This is a genomic window from Acidovorax sp. 93, assembly GCF_003633835.1.
In the GTDB taxonomy this organism is placed as follows: domain Bacteria; phylum Pseudomonadota; class Gammaproteobacteria; order Burkholderiales; family Burkholderiaceae_C; genus Acidovorax; species Acidovorax facilis.
This window is the reverse complement of sequence record NZ_RBIT01000001.1, coordinates 1,594,635-1,609,406: the sequence shown is the minus strand read 5'-3', so window position 1 is coordinate 1,609,406 and position 14,772 is coordinate 1,594,635. Positions and strand designations below refer to the sequence as shown.

General features: G+C 64.6%; 15 protein-coding genes and 2 pseudogenes. 7 read left to right on the top strand and 10 right to left on the bottom strand.

The genetic code is table 11. From position 1 onward, the window contains the following. Nucleotides 1–47: 47 nt before the first annotated feature. Nucleotides 48–815, top strand: a complete 768-nt coding sequence (locus C8C93_RS07240; RefSeq protein ID WP_121506393.1) for an SDR family NAD(P)-dependent oxidoreductase — start codon at nucleotides 48–50, stop codon at nucleotides 813–815. Nucleotides 816–864: 49 nt separating this feature from the next. After that, the gene (locus tag C8C93_RS07235; protein ID WP_121506392.1) at nucleotides 865–1,461 is read left to right on the top strand and encodes an NTP transferase domain-containing protein; all 597 of its coding nucleotides are present in this window, start codon (nucleotides 865–867) and stop codon (nucleotides 1,459–1,461) included. A gap of 92 nt (nucleotides 1,462–1,553) precedes the next feature. Here C8C93_RS07235 and C8C93_RS07230 read toward each other — a convergent pair whose 3' ends face one another. Both C8C93_RS07230 and C8C93_RS07225 read right to left on the bottom strand, forming a co-directional pair. Further along, nucleotides 1,554–2,081, bottom strand: coding sequence for a superoxide dismutase family protein (locus C8C93_RS07230; RefSeq protein WP_121506391.1), 528 nt, complete (start codon nucleotides 2,079–2,081; stop codon nucleotides 1,554–1,556). A gap of 99 nt (nucleotides 2,082–2,180) precedes the next feature. Then, complete coding sequence (locus C8C93_RS07225) at nucleotides 2,181–2,774, bottom strand: gamma-glutamylcyclotransferase (RefSeq protein ID WP_121506390.1); 594 nt, start codon at nucleotides 2,772–2,774, stop codon at nucleotides 2,181–2,183. A gap of 112 nt (nucleotides 2,775–2,886) precedes the next feature. Here C8C93_RS07225 and C8C93_RS07220 point away from each other — a divergent pair, with 112 nt between their 5' ends. Further along, nucleotides 2,887–3,411: an OmpA family protein gene (locus tag C8C93_RS07220; protein WP_121506389.1), complete on the top strand. Its 525-nt coding sequence runs from the start codon at nucleotides 2,887–2,889 to the stop codon at nucleotides 3,409–3,411. 129 nt (nucleotides 3,412–3,540) lie between these two features. On the opposite strand, the gene gloA is transcribed toward C8C93_RS07220, so the two are convergent. Next, nucleotides 3,541–3,954, bottom strand: a complete 414-nt coding sequence (gene gloA / locus C8C93_RS07215) for a lactoylglutathione lyase (protein ID WP_121420190.1) — start codon at nucleotides 3,952–3,954, stop codon at nucleotides 3,541–3,543. Beyond that, nucleotides 3,951–4,502, bottom strand: coding sequence for a PaaI family thioesterase (locus C8C93_RS07210; protein WP_121508683.1), 552 nt, complete (start codon nucleotides 4,500–4,502; stop codon nucleotides 3,951–3,953). The genes gloA and C8C93_RS07210 overlap by 4 nt, the downstream gene beginning before the upstream one ends. Before the next feature lie 74 nt (nucleotides 4,503–4,576). Here C8C93_RS07210 and C8C93_RS07205 point away from each other — a divergent pair, with 74 nt between their 5' ends. From C8C93_RS07205 to C8C93_RS07190, 4 genes are read left to right on the top strand one after another with little or no spacing between them, the layout of a single operon-like run. Continuing rightward, complete coding sequence (locus C8C93_RS07205) at nucleotides 4,577–5,056, top strand: MarR family winged helix-turn-helix transcriptional regulator (RefSeq protein ID WP_121506388.1); 480 nt, start codon at nucleotides 4,577–4,579, stop codon at nucleotides 5,054–5,056. Further along, nucleotides 5,046–6,305, top strand: a complete 1,260-nt coding sequence (locus C8C93_RS07200) for an MFS transporter (RefSeq protein WP_121506387.1) — start codon at nucleotides 5,046–5,048, stop codon at nucleotides 6,303–6,305. The genes C8C93_RS07205 and C8C93_RS07200 overlap by 11 nt, the downstream gene beginning before the upstream one ends. Before the next feature lie 40 nt (nucleotides 6,306–6,345). Beyond that, entirely contained in the window at nucleotides 6,346–6,849 is a 504-nt protein-coding gene (locus C8C93_RS07195; protein WP_199726997.1) for a MaoC family dehydratase, read from the top strand. Next, nucleotides 6,833–8,257: an MATE family efflux transporter gene (locus C8C93_RS07190; RefSeq protein ID WP_121420193.1), complete on the top strand. Its 1,425-nt coding sequence runs from the start codon at nucleotides 6,833–6,835 to the stop codon at nucleotides 8,255–8,257. The genes C8C93_RS07195 and C8C93_RS07190 overlap by 17 nt, the downstream gene beginning before the upstream one ends. Before the next feature lie 75 nt (nucleotides 8,258–8,332). On the opposite strand, the gene C8C93_RS07185 is transcribed toward C8C93_RS07190, so the two are convergent. From C8C93_RS07185 to C8C93_RS07160, 6 genes and pseudogenes are all read right to left on the bottom strand, one after another. Beyond that, the gene (locus tag C8C93_RS07185) at nucleotides 8,333–9,133 is read right to left on the bottom strand and encodes an SDR family NAD(P)-dependent oxidoreductase (protein WP_121420194.1); all 801 of its coding nucleotides are present in this window, start codon (nucleotides 9,131–9,133) and stop codon (nucleotides 8,333–8,335) included. A gap of 142 nt (nucleotides 9,134–9,275) precedes the next feature. Then, the gene (locus tag C8C93_RS07180; RefSeq protein ID WP_233559582.1) at nucleotides 9,276–10,544 is read right to left on the bottom strand and encodes a bifunctional diguanylate cyclase/phosphodiesterase; all 1,269 of its coding nucleotides are present in this window, start codon (nucleotides 10,542–10,544) and stop codon (nucleotides 9,276–9,278) included. A gap of 220 nt (nucleotides 10,545–10,764) precedes the next feature. Then, nucleotides 10,765–11,319: pseudogene (locus C8C93_RS25555) on the bottom strand (LytS/YhcK type 5TM receptor domain-containing protein); the annotation flags it as partial. Nucleotides 11,320–11,590: 271 nt separating this feature from the next. Further along, the gene (gene istB / locus C8C93_RS07170) at nucleotides 11,591–12,487 is read right to left on the bottom strand and encodes an IS21-like element helper ATPase IstB (RefSeq protein ID WP_121506336.1); all 897 of its coding nucleotides are present in this window, start codon (nucleotides 12,485–12,487) and stop codon (nucleotides 11,591–11,593) included. Further along, the gene (istA, locus tag C8C93_RS07165; protein WP_108500128.1) at nucleotides 12,480–14,012 is read right to left on the bottom strand and encodes an IS21 family transposase; all 1,533 of its coding nucleotides are present in this window, start codon (nucleotides 14,010–14,012) and stop codon (nucleotides 12,480–12,482) included. The genes istB and istA overlap by 8 nt, the downstream gene beginning before the upstream one ends. A gap of 212 nt (nucleotides 14,013–14,224) precedes the next feature. After that, nucleotides 14,225–14,581: pseudogene (locus C8C93_RS07160) on the bottom strand (transposase); the annotation flags it as partial. Nucleotides 14,582–14,772: the final 191 nt, after the last annotated feature.

The following is a 14,772-nucleotide window of genomic DNA, read 5'->3' as shown; positions in this document are numbered from 1 at the left end:
GCGTCAATAAGCTAGCCGCTGATTTGCACAACCCAAGGAGAAACAACATGCAAAACAGCGAATGGAATCTGGCCGGCAAGGCCATCCTGGTAACGGGCGCGTCGTCTGGCATTGGCGCGGCCACAGCCGTGGCCCTGGGGCGCCAGCGCGCCCGCGTGGTGCTGGCCGCGCGCCGCGTGGCCGACTGCGAAGCCGTGGCAGAGCAGGTGCGGGCTGCAGGCGGCGAGGCCTGGGTCACGCCCGTGGACGTGACGGACGAGACCAGCGTGCAGCGCTGTGTCGAAGCCGCCGTAAAGCGCTTTGGACGGCTGGACGGTGCTTTCAACAATGCGGGGGCTCTGGGCACGGGCGCGCCGCTGCACACGCTGGCAGCGGCCGATGTGCAGGCGGTGTTGCAGGCCAACGTGATGGGCATCTTCCACGCCATGAAGCACCAGATTGCTGCCATGCTGACCACCGGTGGCGGAGCCATCGTGAACAACCTGTCGATCTCGTCCGGCGTGGCGTTTGCGGGCATCTCGGCCTACACCGCCAGCAAACACGCGGCCCTGGGCCTGACGCGCAATGCTGCGCTGGAATATTTTCAGCAGGGCATCCGCGTGAACGCCGTGAGCCCGGGGCCCACTGTCACGCCCATGGCACTGGCGGGTTTTGGCAGCGAGGACAACATGCGCGCCGCCCTGCAGGCATCGCCCGCAGGGCGCCCCGCGCGGCCCGAGGACATGGCCGGGTCGGTGCTGTTTTTGCTGTCGGAAGCGGCCCGCTACGTGAGCGGGCACAACCTGGTGGTGGATGGCGGCTATACGCTGGCTTGAGTCAGCTTGGGCAGGGCAGGGCGAAGCCGTTGGCTTAGCATGGCGCGATATGCCTACCCAGCCCATCACCGCCCCTTGTTCCACCACGACTCCGCCCGGCCTGCCCGTGGTGCTGGTACTGGCCTCCGGCCGGGGCGACCGGTTTTTGGCATCGGGCGGGCAGGTGCACAAGCTGCGCGCATTGCTGGCGGGGGTGCCGGTGCTGGAGCACACGCTGGCCGCCGTGCGCGCCAGCGGGCTGGCATGGCACCTGGAGGATGTGGGCCATCCGGGCATGGGCGATTCGATTGCGGCGGCGGTGCGGGCCGCGTCCCAAGCGGCGGGCTGGCTGGTGTTGCCGGGAGATCTGCCTCTGGTGCGGCCTGACACCCTGCAAATGCTGGCCCAGGCCGTGGCGAAGAGGGCGGTGACGGTACCGTTCTTTCACGGCGAGCGCGGCCACCCCGTGGGATTTGCTGCGCAGTGCTTGCCGGATCTGCTGGCCCTGTCGGGCGAGCAAGGGGCCGCCCGCGTGGTGCGCAAGTTTGCTGAGCAAGGGCAGGTGCAAAACCTGGCGGTGGAGGACGAGGGCACGGTGACGGACATTGACACCGTGCAGGATCTGGCGCGCGCCGAACGCCTCCTTGCCAGCCGTCCACCGGCCTGATCTGCCAAAAACCAAACCCGCCGGCCATCTCTGGCGGGCGGGTTGCGGGGGAGGGGCGGTTCAGGCCCAGGAGCCCGTAGCAGCCTCTTTGTTTATGACTTGGCGGCAATGACCGCACAGGCCAGACGGGGACCGGCGTTGCCAGTCGGCTGGGTCTTGTAGTCGTCCGGGTCGCGGTGCACGATCAGGCCTTTGCCGACGATGTCATTGGCCGTGCTGCCGACGCGGATCGTGCGCGACTCAAAGCTGAAACTGGCCACGCCATTGACATCGGCCTTGAGGCTGGGCAGGTCGCCCGTGTGGTGATCACCCATGCCGTGGTGGCCGTGGGATTTGCCGCCTGGGTTGAAGTGGCCGCCGGTGCTCATGCCGTCGCCGCTGCTGCAGTCGCCTTTTTCATGCACATGAAAGCCGTGCTCGGCATTGGGCTTGAGGCCGGTGATGGAGCCAGACACTTTCACCACGTCGCCCGATTGCACGAATGTGACCGTGCCAGCGGTGGTGTTGCCGCGCGTGGGTTCGAGTTTGGCGGTGGCGCTGGGCCCTGAGGTATAGGCTGCACAGCCCGCCAAGGCCAGCGCCGTAACGGATGACAGGACAAAAGCGAAACGGATCTTCATGACTCAAACTCCTTAGAACAATGAAACCACCCGGTATTTAACCTGGCACCGAGGCGCAGTCTCCCCGTCGGGCCCATGCGCGTCCAGCAAAGATGTGCACTATGCCTCTTTTTGGGCCAGCGCAATCAAACGGGCCAGGGCCCGGTCATGGATGCCGTGCCTGCGCAGCTCGTCATACGTGGCCTGGGCGTAGTCCCGCGTGGTGCCATAGCGCCCACAGGCCTGCTCAAAAATACGGCAGTACTCGTGGTCGGGCAGCTCGCCCGTGTGGTTGGGGCTTTTGCGCGACAGGGTGAAGGCCAGCGCGCGCACCGGGCCGTGCGGGGTGTGGCATTCGAGCCAGCGCGGGTCGTACACGGCGGTGATCATCTCTCGCTGCCACAGGTTGATCATGACCTGCCGCGCATGCGCCTTGTCCACACGGAATACCATGCCCCGGCAACTGCCGCCCGACAACATGCCGAACACCAGGCCCGGGCATTCGGGCGTGCCCCGGTTGATGCGGCTCCACATCTTGAGCGCCCGGTGCCAGCCATGCACCTTGGCCGGGCGGCGCTCGGCATAGTCGAAGTCCGGGCGCCAGATGAGCGAGCCGTAGCCAAAGATCCACAGGTCTTCTTGACCACCCCATTCGTTCAGGGCGCGCTCCAGCATGGGGGCCGGATCTCGCAGCGGGGCGGGCAGGTTCGTCATGGGTTCACTCTACAATTGAAAGCTTTGCTTTAGCGCTCTGGGGACTTGTGTTTGCAGGTTTCGCCACGGCCCCAGCATCCATTCTTTTTCTTAATCACCGCAGGAATCTCCAATGTCTAGTTCTGACGACGATAGCCAACAACGTTTTGCCCTGGGTTTCCTGTTCGCACTCATTGCGCTGGTGATCTCGGTGGTGGTCGGCACCGTGGTGGTCAAGCGCGTGGGCGCTTCGGGTGCCGCCAAGCCTGCTGCAACGGCCGTTGCAAGCAGCGCGCCAGCTGCAACAGCGGCCGCAGTTGCTGACGACGCTGCCAGTGTGCGGGTAGAAAACGGCGTGGTGAAGTTCTACTTTGCCACTGCCAAGGCCGAGCTGGCGGCTGGCGCCAACGAAGCCCTGGCCGACGTGGTCAAGGGTGTGAGCGAGGGCAAGAAGGCTGTGATCTCGGGCTTTCACGACGCCACGGGTGACGCAGCCCTGAACGCCGAGCTGGCCAAGCAACGCGCCTTTGCAGTGCGCGATGCGCTCAAGGCCCTGGGCGTGGCGGAAGACAAGATCGAGCTGAAGAAGCCTGAAGAAACCACCGCCACCGGCAGCAATGCCGAAGCGCGCCGCGTGGAAGTGGCACTGGGCGCTTGATGCCTGCGTAGTGACCTGCAGCAGGTCGCCTCATAAAAAAACCCGGCAGTGCCGGGTTCTTTATGGAGTCAAATTTGCATCTAGCGCTTATCCATCATGCGCTAGCAGCTATACATTTGATAGTGCTGGTTAACGCAAGCCTGCGCCACCAGCCCCCTCGGTGCGCTGGATCAATTCAATCTTGTAGCCATCCGGGTCGGTCACAAACGCGATCACCGTCGTGCCGCCTTTGACCGGGCCCGCTTCGCGCGTCACGTTGCCGCCCGAGGCCTTGATCTTCTCGCACGCCGCGTAAGCATCCGGAACACCGAGGGCGATGTGGCCATAGGCAGTGCCCATCTCGTAGCTTTCCACGCCCCAGTTGTAGGTCAGCTCGATCTCGGCCTGGCCGGGGTTGCCGCCTTCGAAACCGAGGAAGGCCAGCGAGTATTTGTACTCGGGGTTCTCGGACTGGCGCAGCAGCTGCATGCCCAGAACGTTGGTGTAGAAATCAATCGAGCGTTGAAGGTTGCCAACGCGCAGCATCGTGTGGAGGAATTTCATCCTTTCGATTGTGCAGGCATGTCAAAAACCAGGCAGGTGGTGGTGGCGTGGGCGTACAGCGTGCCGTCCGGCCCCACCAGGCGCGCTTCGGCCGTGGCCAACTGGCGCCCGCTGTGGATCACCCGGCCTTCGGCGCGCACACGCTGCACCTTGGGCGTGATGGCCTTGACCAGGTTGATGCCCAGCTCGGCCGTGGTGTAGCCGCGCCCGGGTTCCATACGCGTATGGATGGAGCAGCCCAGGGCCGAGTCGAGCAGGGTGGCAAACCAGCCGCCGTGCACGGTGCCCATGGGGTTGAGGTGCTCAGCGCGGGGCGTTCCCTGGAAGATGGCCGTGCCTTCGCCCACTTCCACGATCAAGAAGTCCAGCGTCTTGGCGATGGCGGCGTAGGGCAGTTCGCCGCGCAGCATGGCCTGCATCTGCTGCAGGCCGTTCAGGTGGGCGATCTGCTCGCGCCGTGCCACGCCAGGGCCGGGTCCTGCGTCCAGGGTGGCGAGGATGTCGCGCTCTTGTGCAAGCCAATGTTCCAGTTGGTTGTGCTGTGTCATGGGGGTGTCCGGGTTGTTGGCGGGGTTTACATGCATGAGTTGCATATGCAATTATTGCAGATACAATTAAATCCATGCAAGCCGAACCAACCACCCGGGCCCCCGTACTGCCACGGGGCTGCACCAACTTCAAGCTGCGCCAGCTGATGCGCCGCATAGCCGCGCACTACGACGCCGAAATGGCGAAGTGCGGGCTCAAGACCACGCAGTATTCGCTGCTGTCGCATGTGCTCACGCTGGGGCCTATCCGCCCGGGCGACCTGGCGGTGGCCATGAAGATGGATGCGTCCACGCTGACGCGTAACCTGCGCCCTCTGGTGGATGCAGGATGGGTCACGTTGGAGGCGGGCGCCGATGCTCGCAGCCGCCTGGCCCACATCACCGACGCAGGTCGCGAAAAACGTGCCGAGGCGCAGCACCACTGGAAGGCAGCGCAACTCGCGCTGAATGAAACGCTGGGCGTGGAGCGCGTGATGGCCCTGCATGCGCTGGTGGACGACTCTCTCGATTTGCTGGCAGCACTGCCAGTGCAGGAGGCTGGGCATGACGAATAACGACACCCCTCCGGTCGCAGCCAAGTCCGCCGCGCCACTGGCACTGTGGCTCGTGCTGCTGGCCGCCGCTGGCGCCTTTGCACTCACCATGGGCACGCGCCAGACCATGGGCCTGTTCCTGTCGGCGCTCAACACCTCCACGGGATTGGGCATTGGCAGCATCAGCCTGGCCTTTGCGTTTGGCCAGCTGTGGTGGGGGCTGACGCAGCCGTTTGCAGGGGCTGTGGCCGACCGCATTGGCACGGGCCGTGTGATCCTGCTGGGCGTGGCGCTGGTGGCGCTGGGCACTTTCATCACTCCGTACATGACGACCACGGCAGGGCTGATTTTTGCGATTGGCGTGCTGGCCGCAGGCGGCGCGGGCATGGCCGGGCCGTCGGTGCTGATGGCGGCCACGGCGCGGCTGGTGCCCGCCAGCAAGCGCGGGCTGGCCAGTGGCATCGTGAACGCGGGGGGATCGTTCGGGCAGTTTGTGATGGCGCCCATCGCCATCAGCCTGACCGCTGCCGTGGGCTGGGCCAGTGCCATGCAGTGGCTGGGCGTGCTGGTGCTGCTGGCGCTGCCTGCGGTGTGGGTGCTCAAGGGCAATTCCAACGCGCTGGCTGCGCAGGCTGCGGCTGCGTCCGGCCAAAAGGCGTTGACCGCGCGCGAGGCCATTGCCCAGGCGCTGGCAACGCCCAGCTACCGGTACCTTGCGGTGGGCTTCTTGGTATGCGGGTTTCACGTTGCCTTCCTGGCCACGCACCTGCCAGGGGTGATTGCGGCGTGTGGATTGGCGCCCGAGGTGGGCGGCTGGGCGCTGGCTGTCATCGGGCTGTTCAACATTGTCGGCAGCCTGGCCATGGGCTGGGCGGTAGGGCGCTGGCGCATGAAGTCGCTGTTGGCACTGCTGTACGCCACGCGCGGCCTGGCGGTGCTGGTCTTCTTGTTCGCACCCAAGACACCCATGGTGGTGCTGATCTTCGCCGCCGTGATGGGTGTGACGTTCCTCTCCACCGTGCCCCCCACCGCCGGGCTGGTGGCCAAGATGTTCGGCACGGCCAACATGGCCATGCTGTTCGGCATCGTGATGCTGTCGCACCAGGTTGGCGGCTTTTTTGGCGCCTACCTGGGCGGCAGCGTATTCCAGGCCACGGGCAGCTATGACTGGGTCTGGTACATCGACATCGTGCTGGCCGTGGGCGCGGCACTGATCAATCTGCCCATCCGCGAGGCGCGATTGGCGCGCCGGGCCGCCTCCGCCGCCTGAGCCCACAAGGCATCCATCCCCTTGAATGAAAGCCAATGACATGACGGACACCCACGCCCGCAGCGCCTCCATGGCAGGAAAATCTCCGATCTATCTGGACGACCTGGCCGTGGGCGACCAGTTCAAAAGTGGCGAACACGCCATGGATGAAGCGCAGATCACCAGCTTTGCCGCCCAGTTCGACCCGCAGCCGTTTCATCTGGATGACGCCGCCGCGCGTGACACGCTGTTTGGCGGCTTGGCCGCCAGCGGCTGGCACACGGCGGCCGTGACCATGCGCCTGCAGGTGACCAGCGGACTGCCCATTGCGGGCGGCATCATCGGGGCGGGGGGCGAGCTGAGCTGGCCCCGGCCCACGCGCGCCACCGATGTGCTGCATGTGGTGAGCGAGGTGCTGGCGATACAGCCCTCCAAGTCCAAGCCCGATCGCGGCATGGTCACGGTGCGCAGTGAGACCCGCAACCGGCATGGCGATGTGCTGCAGCTGTCTACCGTGCGCATCGTGGTGCCGCGCAAGCCTGCGGCCGATGGTGCAGGGGCTTGATGTGACCGATGCACTGAACCCCCGCACCCGCATGCTGCTGGAGGCGCCCATCGCCCCCACGCTGCTGCGCCTGGCCGCACCCAATGTGCTGGTGATGCTGGCGCAAGCGGGCGTCGGGCTCATCGAGACCTACTTTGTCGGCAAGCTGGGCACCGATGCGTTGGCGGGCATGGCGCTGGTGTTCCCGGTCGTCATGCTGATGCAGATGACTTCCGCCGGTGCTATGGGCGGCGGCATTGCGTCGGCCATTGCGCGTGCCTTGGGCGCTCGGCGACGGGACGATGCCGACGCCTTGGTGCTGCACTCCTTGGTCATCGCGGCGGTGTTCTCGCTGATCTTTACAGTCGGCGTGGTGGGAGGAGGGCGCTGGCTCTACACCCGCATGGGCGGCACCGGCGGCGCGCTGGCTGCGGCGCTGGTCTATTCCAACTGGGTGTTTGCGGGCGCGTTTCTGGTGTGGCTGTTCAACACGCTTTCGGCCGTCATTCGGGGCACGGGCAACATGGCCGTACCAGCCTATGTCACGGTGCTGGGCGCCTTCGTGCTGGTGCCGCTGTCACCGTTGTTGATCTTTGGCTGGGGCCCCGTGCCCGGCCTGGGCATTGCCGGCGGGGCCATTGCGCTGATGGCGTACTACCTGATCGGCAGCGTGGTGCTGGCCGCCTATCTGTGGTCGCCGCGCAGCCTGCTGCGGCCATCGCTGGCGCACATCCGGTTTCGCTGGGTGCTGTTCAAGGACATCCTGCGGGTCGGGTTGGTGGGCACCGTGTCGACCGTGGCCACCAATGTGGCGATTGGAGTGACCACGGCGCTGGTCGGCGGTTTTGGCACGGCGGCCATTGCCGGGTATGGAACCGCATCGCGGCTTGAGTACCTGCTGGTGCCCCTGGTATTTGGCCTGGGTGCGCCGCTGGTGGCCATGGTCGGCACCTGCATCGGCGCGGGCCAGCGTGAGCGCGCCCTGCGCGCCACCTGGATCGGCGCGGCCATGGCTTTTGTAATGGCCGAGGCGATTGGTCTGTGGGCGGCGGCCTTTCCCCATGCGTGGCTGTCGCTTTTCAACAGCGACCCCGCCATGCTGGAGGCGGGCGCGCTGTATCTGCGTACCGTCGGGCCGGTGTATGGCTTTTTCGGCCTGGGCCTGGTGCTGTACTTTGCCTCGCAAGGGGCAGGGCGCCTGCTCTGGCCCGTCATCGGCAACATCACGCGCCTGGCGGTGGCCGTGACTGGCGGCTGGCTGGCGCTGCGCTGGGGTGGTGGTTTGGCGGCGGTGTTTGCCGCACAAGCCGTGGCGCTGGTGCTGTACGGCGTGGTCAACGCCTGGGCGATTGCAGGTGGCGCCTGGTTCGGTCCGGTCGGCTGGCCACGCAGCATGGCGGGCCTGCTGCGGCGCATGCCACAGGCGTAGAAATATAGCCAGAATTGCTGCTAGCGCTTACCCATCAAGCGCTAGTAGCTATCAATTTGGTAGTGTTTCGTTGAATCAGACCGGAACGGTGTAATTCAGCGTCATGCGGCCACCATCCACGGTCACGATCTCGCCGGTCACATAGCTGGCGGCGTCGCTGGCCAGCCAGGCCACCACGTCGGCAATCTCGGACGGCTCGCCCAGCCGCTTCATGGGCGTGCGGCTCATGATCTTGTTCTTGGCCTCATCGCTGGTCAGCACGGCCTTGGCGGCCAGCTCGGTGGCGATGGTGCCGGGCGCCACGGCGTTCACGCGGATGTTCCTGTCGGCCAGCGCCAGCGCCATCACGCGCGTGAGCTGGTTCACGCCGCCTTTGCTCACGTTGTAGCTCGCGATATTGGGAATGGTCAGCACACCGTTGACCGAGCTCATGTTGACAATGGAGCCGCCACCCGAAGCCACCATGGCCCGCGCCACGGCCTGCCCGACGAGGAACGAGCCCTTGAGGTTGACCCGCAGCACGGCATCAAAGTCGGCCTCGGTCACTTCCAGAAAATCCGCCGCGCGGAAGATGCCCGCGTTGTTCACCAGCACGTCGATGCGCCCGTGGGCGGCCAGCACCTGGGCGACGAGCGCATCCACCTGCGCCTTGTCGCCTACGTCGCAGCGCACATACAGCGCGCCCAGTTCCGCAGCCAGGGCCTGGCCGCGTGCATCGTCCACATCCACGATCACCGGTTTGGCGCCTTCAACTGCAAACCGGCGGACGCAGGCTTCACCAATGCCTTGCGCGCCACCGGTAACGATACAGACGCGACCTGTGTGGCCAAAGTGAATGGAAGACCGGAGGGATGGGGCGGGGCTTGTAGGATTCATGGTCGTGGATGGTAGCGGGTGGGGGAGGAGGGTGGAGCCGGAAACCTGCATTAGCTTCGAGTTACCGCCAGTGCGCGGGCCCGAGGGCGATCAATGCCTGTTCTCGCTTTCCGCGGGGTTTGCAAGGAAGCCCCGCAGACCGTCAGCGCACCGGCTGCGGGGCACCAACCCACTCCGGCGGCGGCTGCCACGCCCGGATCCAGCGGATCAGATCCGGCAGCGGCATCGGCCTGGCAATGCCATAGCCCTGCAGGCCATCGCACCCCAGATCGCGCAGTGCCCCGGAATGGGCCGTGGTCTCCACACCTTCCGCCACCACGGTGCGGTTGAACGCATGGGCCAGGCTCACGATGCCGCGCACCAGGGCACGATCGCGCTCGTTGTCGAGCATCTCGCGCACGAAGGACTGGTCGATCTTCACGATCTGTGCGGGCAGGCGTTGCAGATAGGTGAGCGATGAGTAGCCCGTGCCGAAGTCGTCGATGGAGCATTGCACACCAAGCTCGTCCAGCCCCTGGATGACATAGGCCACGGCCGAGAGGTCGTTGAAAGTTTCGGTTTCCAGCAACTCGACCTCCAGAAAGGGCTGGGGCAAGGATGGGTGCCGCTTGAGCAGTCGCGCGACTTCCTGCTGAAACCGGCTGTCGATCAGTGTGGGCACTGCGATGTTGATGCTCAAGGGCAGGGGACAGCCCTGGGTGACGAGCGTGTGCCCGGCTTTGAATGCAGCGTCCAGCACCCAATAGTCCAGTTTGCCGGAAGCAGGGGTGCCAACAATGTCATCCATAAACGCACCCGGCGCCAGCAGCCCCCGCTCGGGATGGTGCCACCGGATCAAGGATTCGGCACCAATCACCTGCCCATCCGAGATTCTGACCTTGGGCTGAAAAAACAGCTCCATCTCGCCTTGCAGCAGGGCGTCCTCGACCAGCTTGGCCGTGTGCCTGCGCGCTTGCAGCCGCTGGCCCTGCTGGATGTCGAACACCGCGATCCGGTCCTTGCCTTGTTCCTTGGCCGCATACAGCGCCAGGTCTGCATGGCGCAGCAGGCCGTCAGCGTCCCCCAGATCATCAGGGTAGAACGTGACCCCGGCGCTGCAGGTCAGGCGCAGTTGCACATTGTCCAGAACGGCCGTCCGTGCGAGCGACTGGCGCAGGCGCTCCAACCGCTGCAGGGCGGCTTCGGTGTGTGCGCAGTCTTTCAGTGCCACGGCGAATTCATCGCCGCCAATGCGGCCAATGAGGTTGTCTGGTCCCGCCTCGGCCCGCGGGCGCTGCGCAAATACCCGAAGGAACTGGTCCGCCAGGGGCTGCCCCCATTGCTCGTTGAGGTCCTTGAACTGGTCGATGTCCAGCAAACACAGGGCCAGGATGCCATTGGTTTCGATGCGTTTCTGGAGGGTCGCATTCAGCTCCTTGGCAAAAAGGCGGCGGCTGGACAGGCCGGTGAGGGCGTCGTAGTTGCCAAACTGCTGCAGGGCCTGCTCCAGGCGGCGCTGCTCGGTTGTCCTTGCTGTTGACGAAAACGCTGGCGGCCTGCCGCGCTTCGGCCAGCATGGTCTTCAAGGTCTCGGCTGTCTGCTCCAGGGTCTCTTCGCGCTGGTTGAGTTTTTGCGTGTTGTCCAGTAGGAACCCCAGCAGCACCGTGCCGATGGGGTAGATCACCACCACAGCCATCCAGGAGCGCGCTGTGACCGCCCGCGCAATCTCTGGCGGCAAGGTCTGTATCGCCAGCATGCCGCCGGCCGCCAGGCTCAAGCCGAGTCCGATTAGCCAGACCCCATCGGAAAAGGCTCCAAAACGCTGCGGAGAAAAGTAAGGCCTGTGGCGCTGCCAGAGCCACCCGATGCCCGTGGTCAAAACAATACCGACCATGGCCGGGCCGCTGCCGATGCCGCCCAGGCTGAGCCGGTAGGCGCCGAGCACCACAGCACACAGCACAGCACCCAGCGGCGACAGATAGGCGCCGGCCAGGCCCGCCATCACCAACCTGGCGTCAACGATCACGCCTTCGGCCAGCCGCAAAGGCACGAGCATGGTCAGGATGCCGATGACTCCGAACATGAGCCCTGTGATCCAGGGCAACCATCGTTGCCGCGCCTTCCTGATGCCCAGGTCGGGATGGCGCAGGCCACTCAGGACAATGCTGTACAGCGCGGCCAGAAAACACAGCAGGCCCGCGTTCATTCCCATGTCCCGAATCAAAGACGTGGTGTCGATGTTCATGGCGCCTTCTCGTGCGATTGGTGGGCCATCATAAGGAATGGCACGATCCGATGTGACGCCATCTTTAAAATAGATACGATGTATATTATGTTAAATAACAAACATTCTATCCACGGTCTTTTGGCAGGCTTAGCTGTCCGACTGTTAGTGCCAGTGCAAACGTGATCAGCAGTGCCAGTCGAACATTGACCAGGGGCTAAAGCTGGTTCCATTAGAAACCAGCTGTGGATAACTATAGGGTGGATGCTTCGGTAGGGCCTCCTTTTTTTGAACTGGTGGTTGGTATTGCCGAGCCGTCAGGCGAGGCCCCTTCCTCCGCGGTCTCGCTAACCTGGGCGGCCACTGCCTTCTTGGTCTGCTCACGAGCCTTGATGCGCCCCTTGGCTTCGTGCGTGCTGTGGCGGAAGCGGTAGGACTCGTTGCCGGTCTCGATGATGTGGCAGTGATGGGTCAAGCGATCCAGCAACGCGGTGGTCATCTTGTCATCGCCGAACACCGTGGACCACTCCGCGAACGTCAGGTTGGTGGTGATCATCACGCTGGTGTGCTCGTACAGCTTGGACAGCAGGTGGAACAACAAGGCACCACCGGCCTGGCTGAAGGGCAGGTAACCTAACTCGTCGAGCACGACCAGGTCCATGCGCACCAGACTCATGGCGATGCGTCCGGCACGGCCCTGGCTCTTCTCATGCTCCAGGGCATTGACCAGATCGACCGTGGAGTAGAACCGCACTCGCTTGGCGTGCCGGGTGAGCCCAGCAATTCCCAGCGCCGTGGCCAGGTGGGTTTTGCCGGTGCCTGGGCCGCCGACCAGCACCACGTTCTGCGCATCCTGCGTGAACGAGAGGTCCGCCAGTTTCTGGATCAACGCGCGGTCGACCGGCGCGACGGTGAAGTCGAACCCAGCCAGGTCGCGGTGCATCGGGAAGCGTGCCGCCTTCATCTGATGGGCGATGGAACGCATCGCCCGATCAGCATCTTCAGCCTGCAGCAGGTGCTCCACCAGCCAGCGTGATGCAGCCAAGGCCGTATCGCCGCCTTGCTCCGTCAGATCGGCCCAAGCCGTGGCCATGCCGTTGAGCCGCAGCGCCTTCAGTTGGGCCTGTACATCGATGGAGGTCTCACGCATGGCCCACCTCCTGCCCGTCTAGATGATCCTGGTGGGTGGGGCGCAGCCGGTCATAACGCGCGGTATCGGCCTTGGGCGCCTGGGTGAGTTGCAAGGACGTCTGCGCTTGCGCCGGCGTGGCCGGGTTGTTCAAGCGGGCCAGCACGTTGCGCACGTGTTCCACGCTAATGCTGCCGCTGGGGGTCCTGCCTTCGAGTACCAGCTCGATGGCCACCAGCACCGCTTCCAGCCCGGCCTGCGGCACCACGGCCAGCACCTGTGCCATGACCCGGTCTCCTCCAGGGTGCCTGAGCAGCGACTGGCGCAAACGCAGCAACGGCGCCGGCAGGTCCAGGAACGGCGTGCCGTTGCGCAAGGCGCCCGGTTTGCGCTGCACCAGGTCGATGTAGTGCTGCCAATCGTAGCTGGTCTGGCCGCTGCCCGGCAGCCGGGCGTGACTCGCGACGACGGCGTCCGCGGCCGCCACATCGATTCGCTCGGGATAGACGCGGGTGCTGACGATGTGGCCGGCCCACTCGCACGGCACGGAATAGCGGTTGCGAGCGGCAGCCACCAGGCAGGTGCTGCTGACCCGGGCCAACCGTTCGACGTAGCCGTCGAAGGGGGCCGGCATGGACATGAGGTGAGGCTTCTCCAACTCCCACATCTCGGCCACGGTGAACTGCCGATGGATCGGGTGCGTGGTGTCGCTCCACACCGAACGACATCGCTCGCTCAGCCAGGCATTGAGTTCGATGAACGAGCCGAAGCGACGGGTCGCGGCTTCGATCCAGATGCGCCTGCGGCTGTCCTGCACGTTCTTCTCCACCACCCCCTTCTCCCATCCCGAGGCGACGTTGCAGAAGTCGGCATCGAACAGGTAGTGACTGCACATGGCTGCGAAGCGCGCGTTGACGGTGCGCTGCTTGCCACGCTGCACCTTGTCCACAGCGGTGCGCATGTTGTCGTAGATGCCGCGTCGGGTGACGCCACCTAGTGCCTGGAACGAGCGTGTGTGCGCGTCGAACAGCATCTCATGACCCTGGCTGGGGTAGGCCACCAGCCAGAAGGCCCGGCTGGCGCACAGCTTCAGGTGCGCCACTTGCACGTTGTAGAACACACCGCCGACGAGCATGGCTTCGACGCTCCAGTCGAACTGGAAGGCCTCGCCCAGCTCGAAGCTCATCGGAACGAACGCCTTGGCCGGACTGGCTGCGGACTCCACCCGCCAGCGCCGGATGTAGTCGGTGACGGCGCTGTAGCCGCCGCGATAGCCCTGGGCCTGTATCTGAGCAAACAAAGCTCGGCCGCTGCGCCGTCCCTGCTTGGGGCGATGGCTGTCGGTCGTGAGCGCTTGATGCAGGATCGGCTCGAACGCAGTTAGCTTGCCATCGAGCTTCACCCGCTCGTACTTCGGCACAACATCGCCGGGCGCCTTGAGCCACTTCTTGACCGTGTTGCGCGACAGGCCTGTGCGCTTTGCGATCTCGCTGAGAGAGAGTTGGTCGCGCAGCCTCATGCGCCTGACCTTGCCAATCATGTCCATGGTGATCACCTTGAATCCCCTGCTGAAATTCTCAGCAGGTCAGTGGAACACCCTGGTCAATATTGGATTGGCACTTTGCGGTTTAGCTGGTCAAGATTGCATCGGCACCAACAACCTATGCTCATCCAGAAATTGAGAGCCGGTCCCGGTTGTTTGAGCACGCCGAGGCCCGAGATAAGTGGATGGACTGCGGTGTAAGAGCGTGTTGACGATCTTCTGGGCAACAAAGCGAGGAAAGCGAGATGGATGAACTGCAAGCTGGTGTTGAGCAGACGCTCGCAGTTCCTCCACAGCCGTCTGTTTTTGTCCAGCCAAGCGAATCTGCGTTCGACGACCCAGCGTTTGGGCATGACCTTGAAGGTGTGCAGCTCGCTGCGCCTGGCAATCTGCACCGTGACGCGCTCATCGAGGATTTCACGCACGCCCTGCGCGAACGGCTCGCCGACGTAGCCTCCATCGGCCAGCAGACTTTGTACTTGCGCCAGGTTCGGCTTGCAGCGCTCAAGCGCCTGCAACGCTCCCTTGCGATCGGTCAGATCGGCCGCGCTCACCGCAACCGCGTGCGTCAACCGGATAGCCCTATGGTCGATCCGGCCCAGACCCAGGCGAACGGCAGCCGACTCGTCGCGCCGGGCCCTGCAGAGTCACCGTAGGCGGACAGACCGCGTCTGCCTTGCACTACAGCACTTGCCACCGGCAACTGGCTGCGTCTGACGCCGGTTTCCGCGAGTGCGGCCTCGTTCTCCTCGCAGAGCACGTA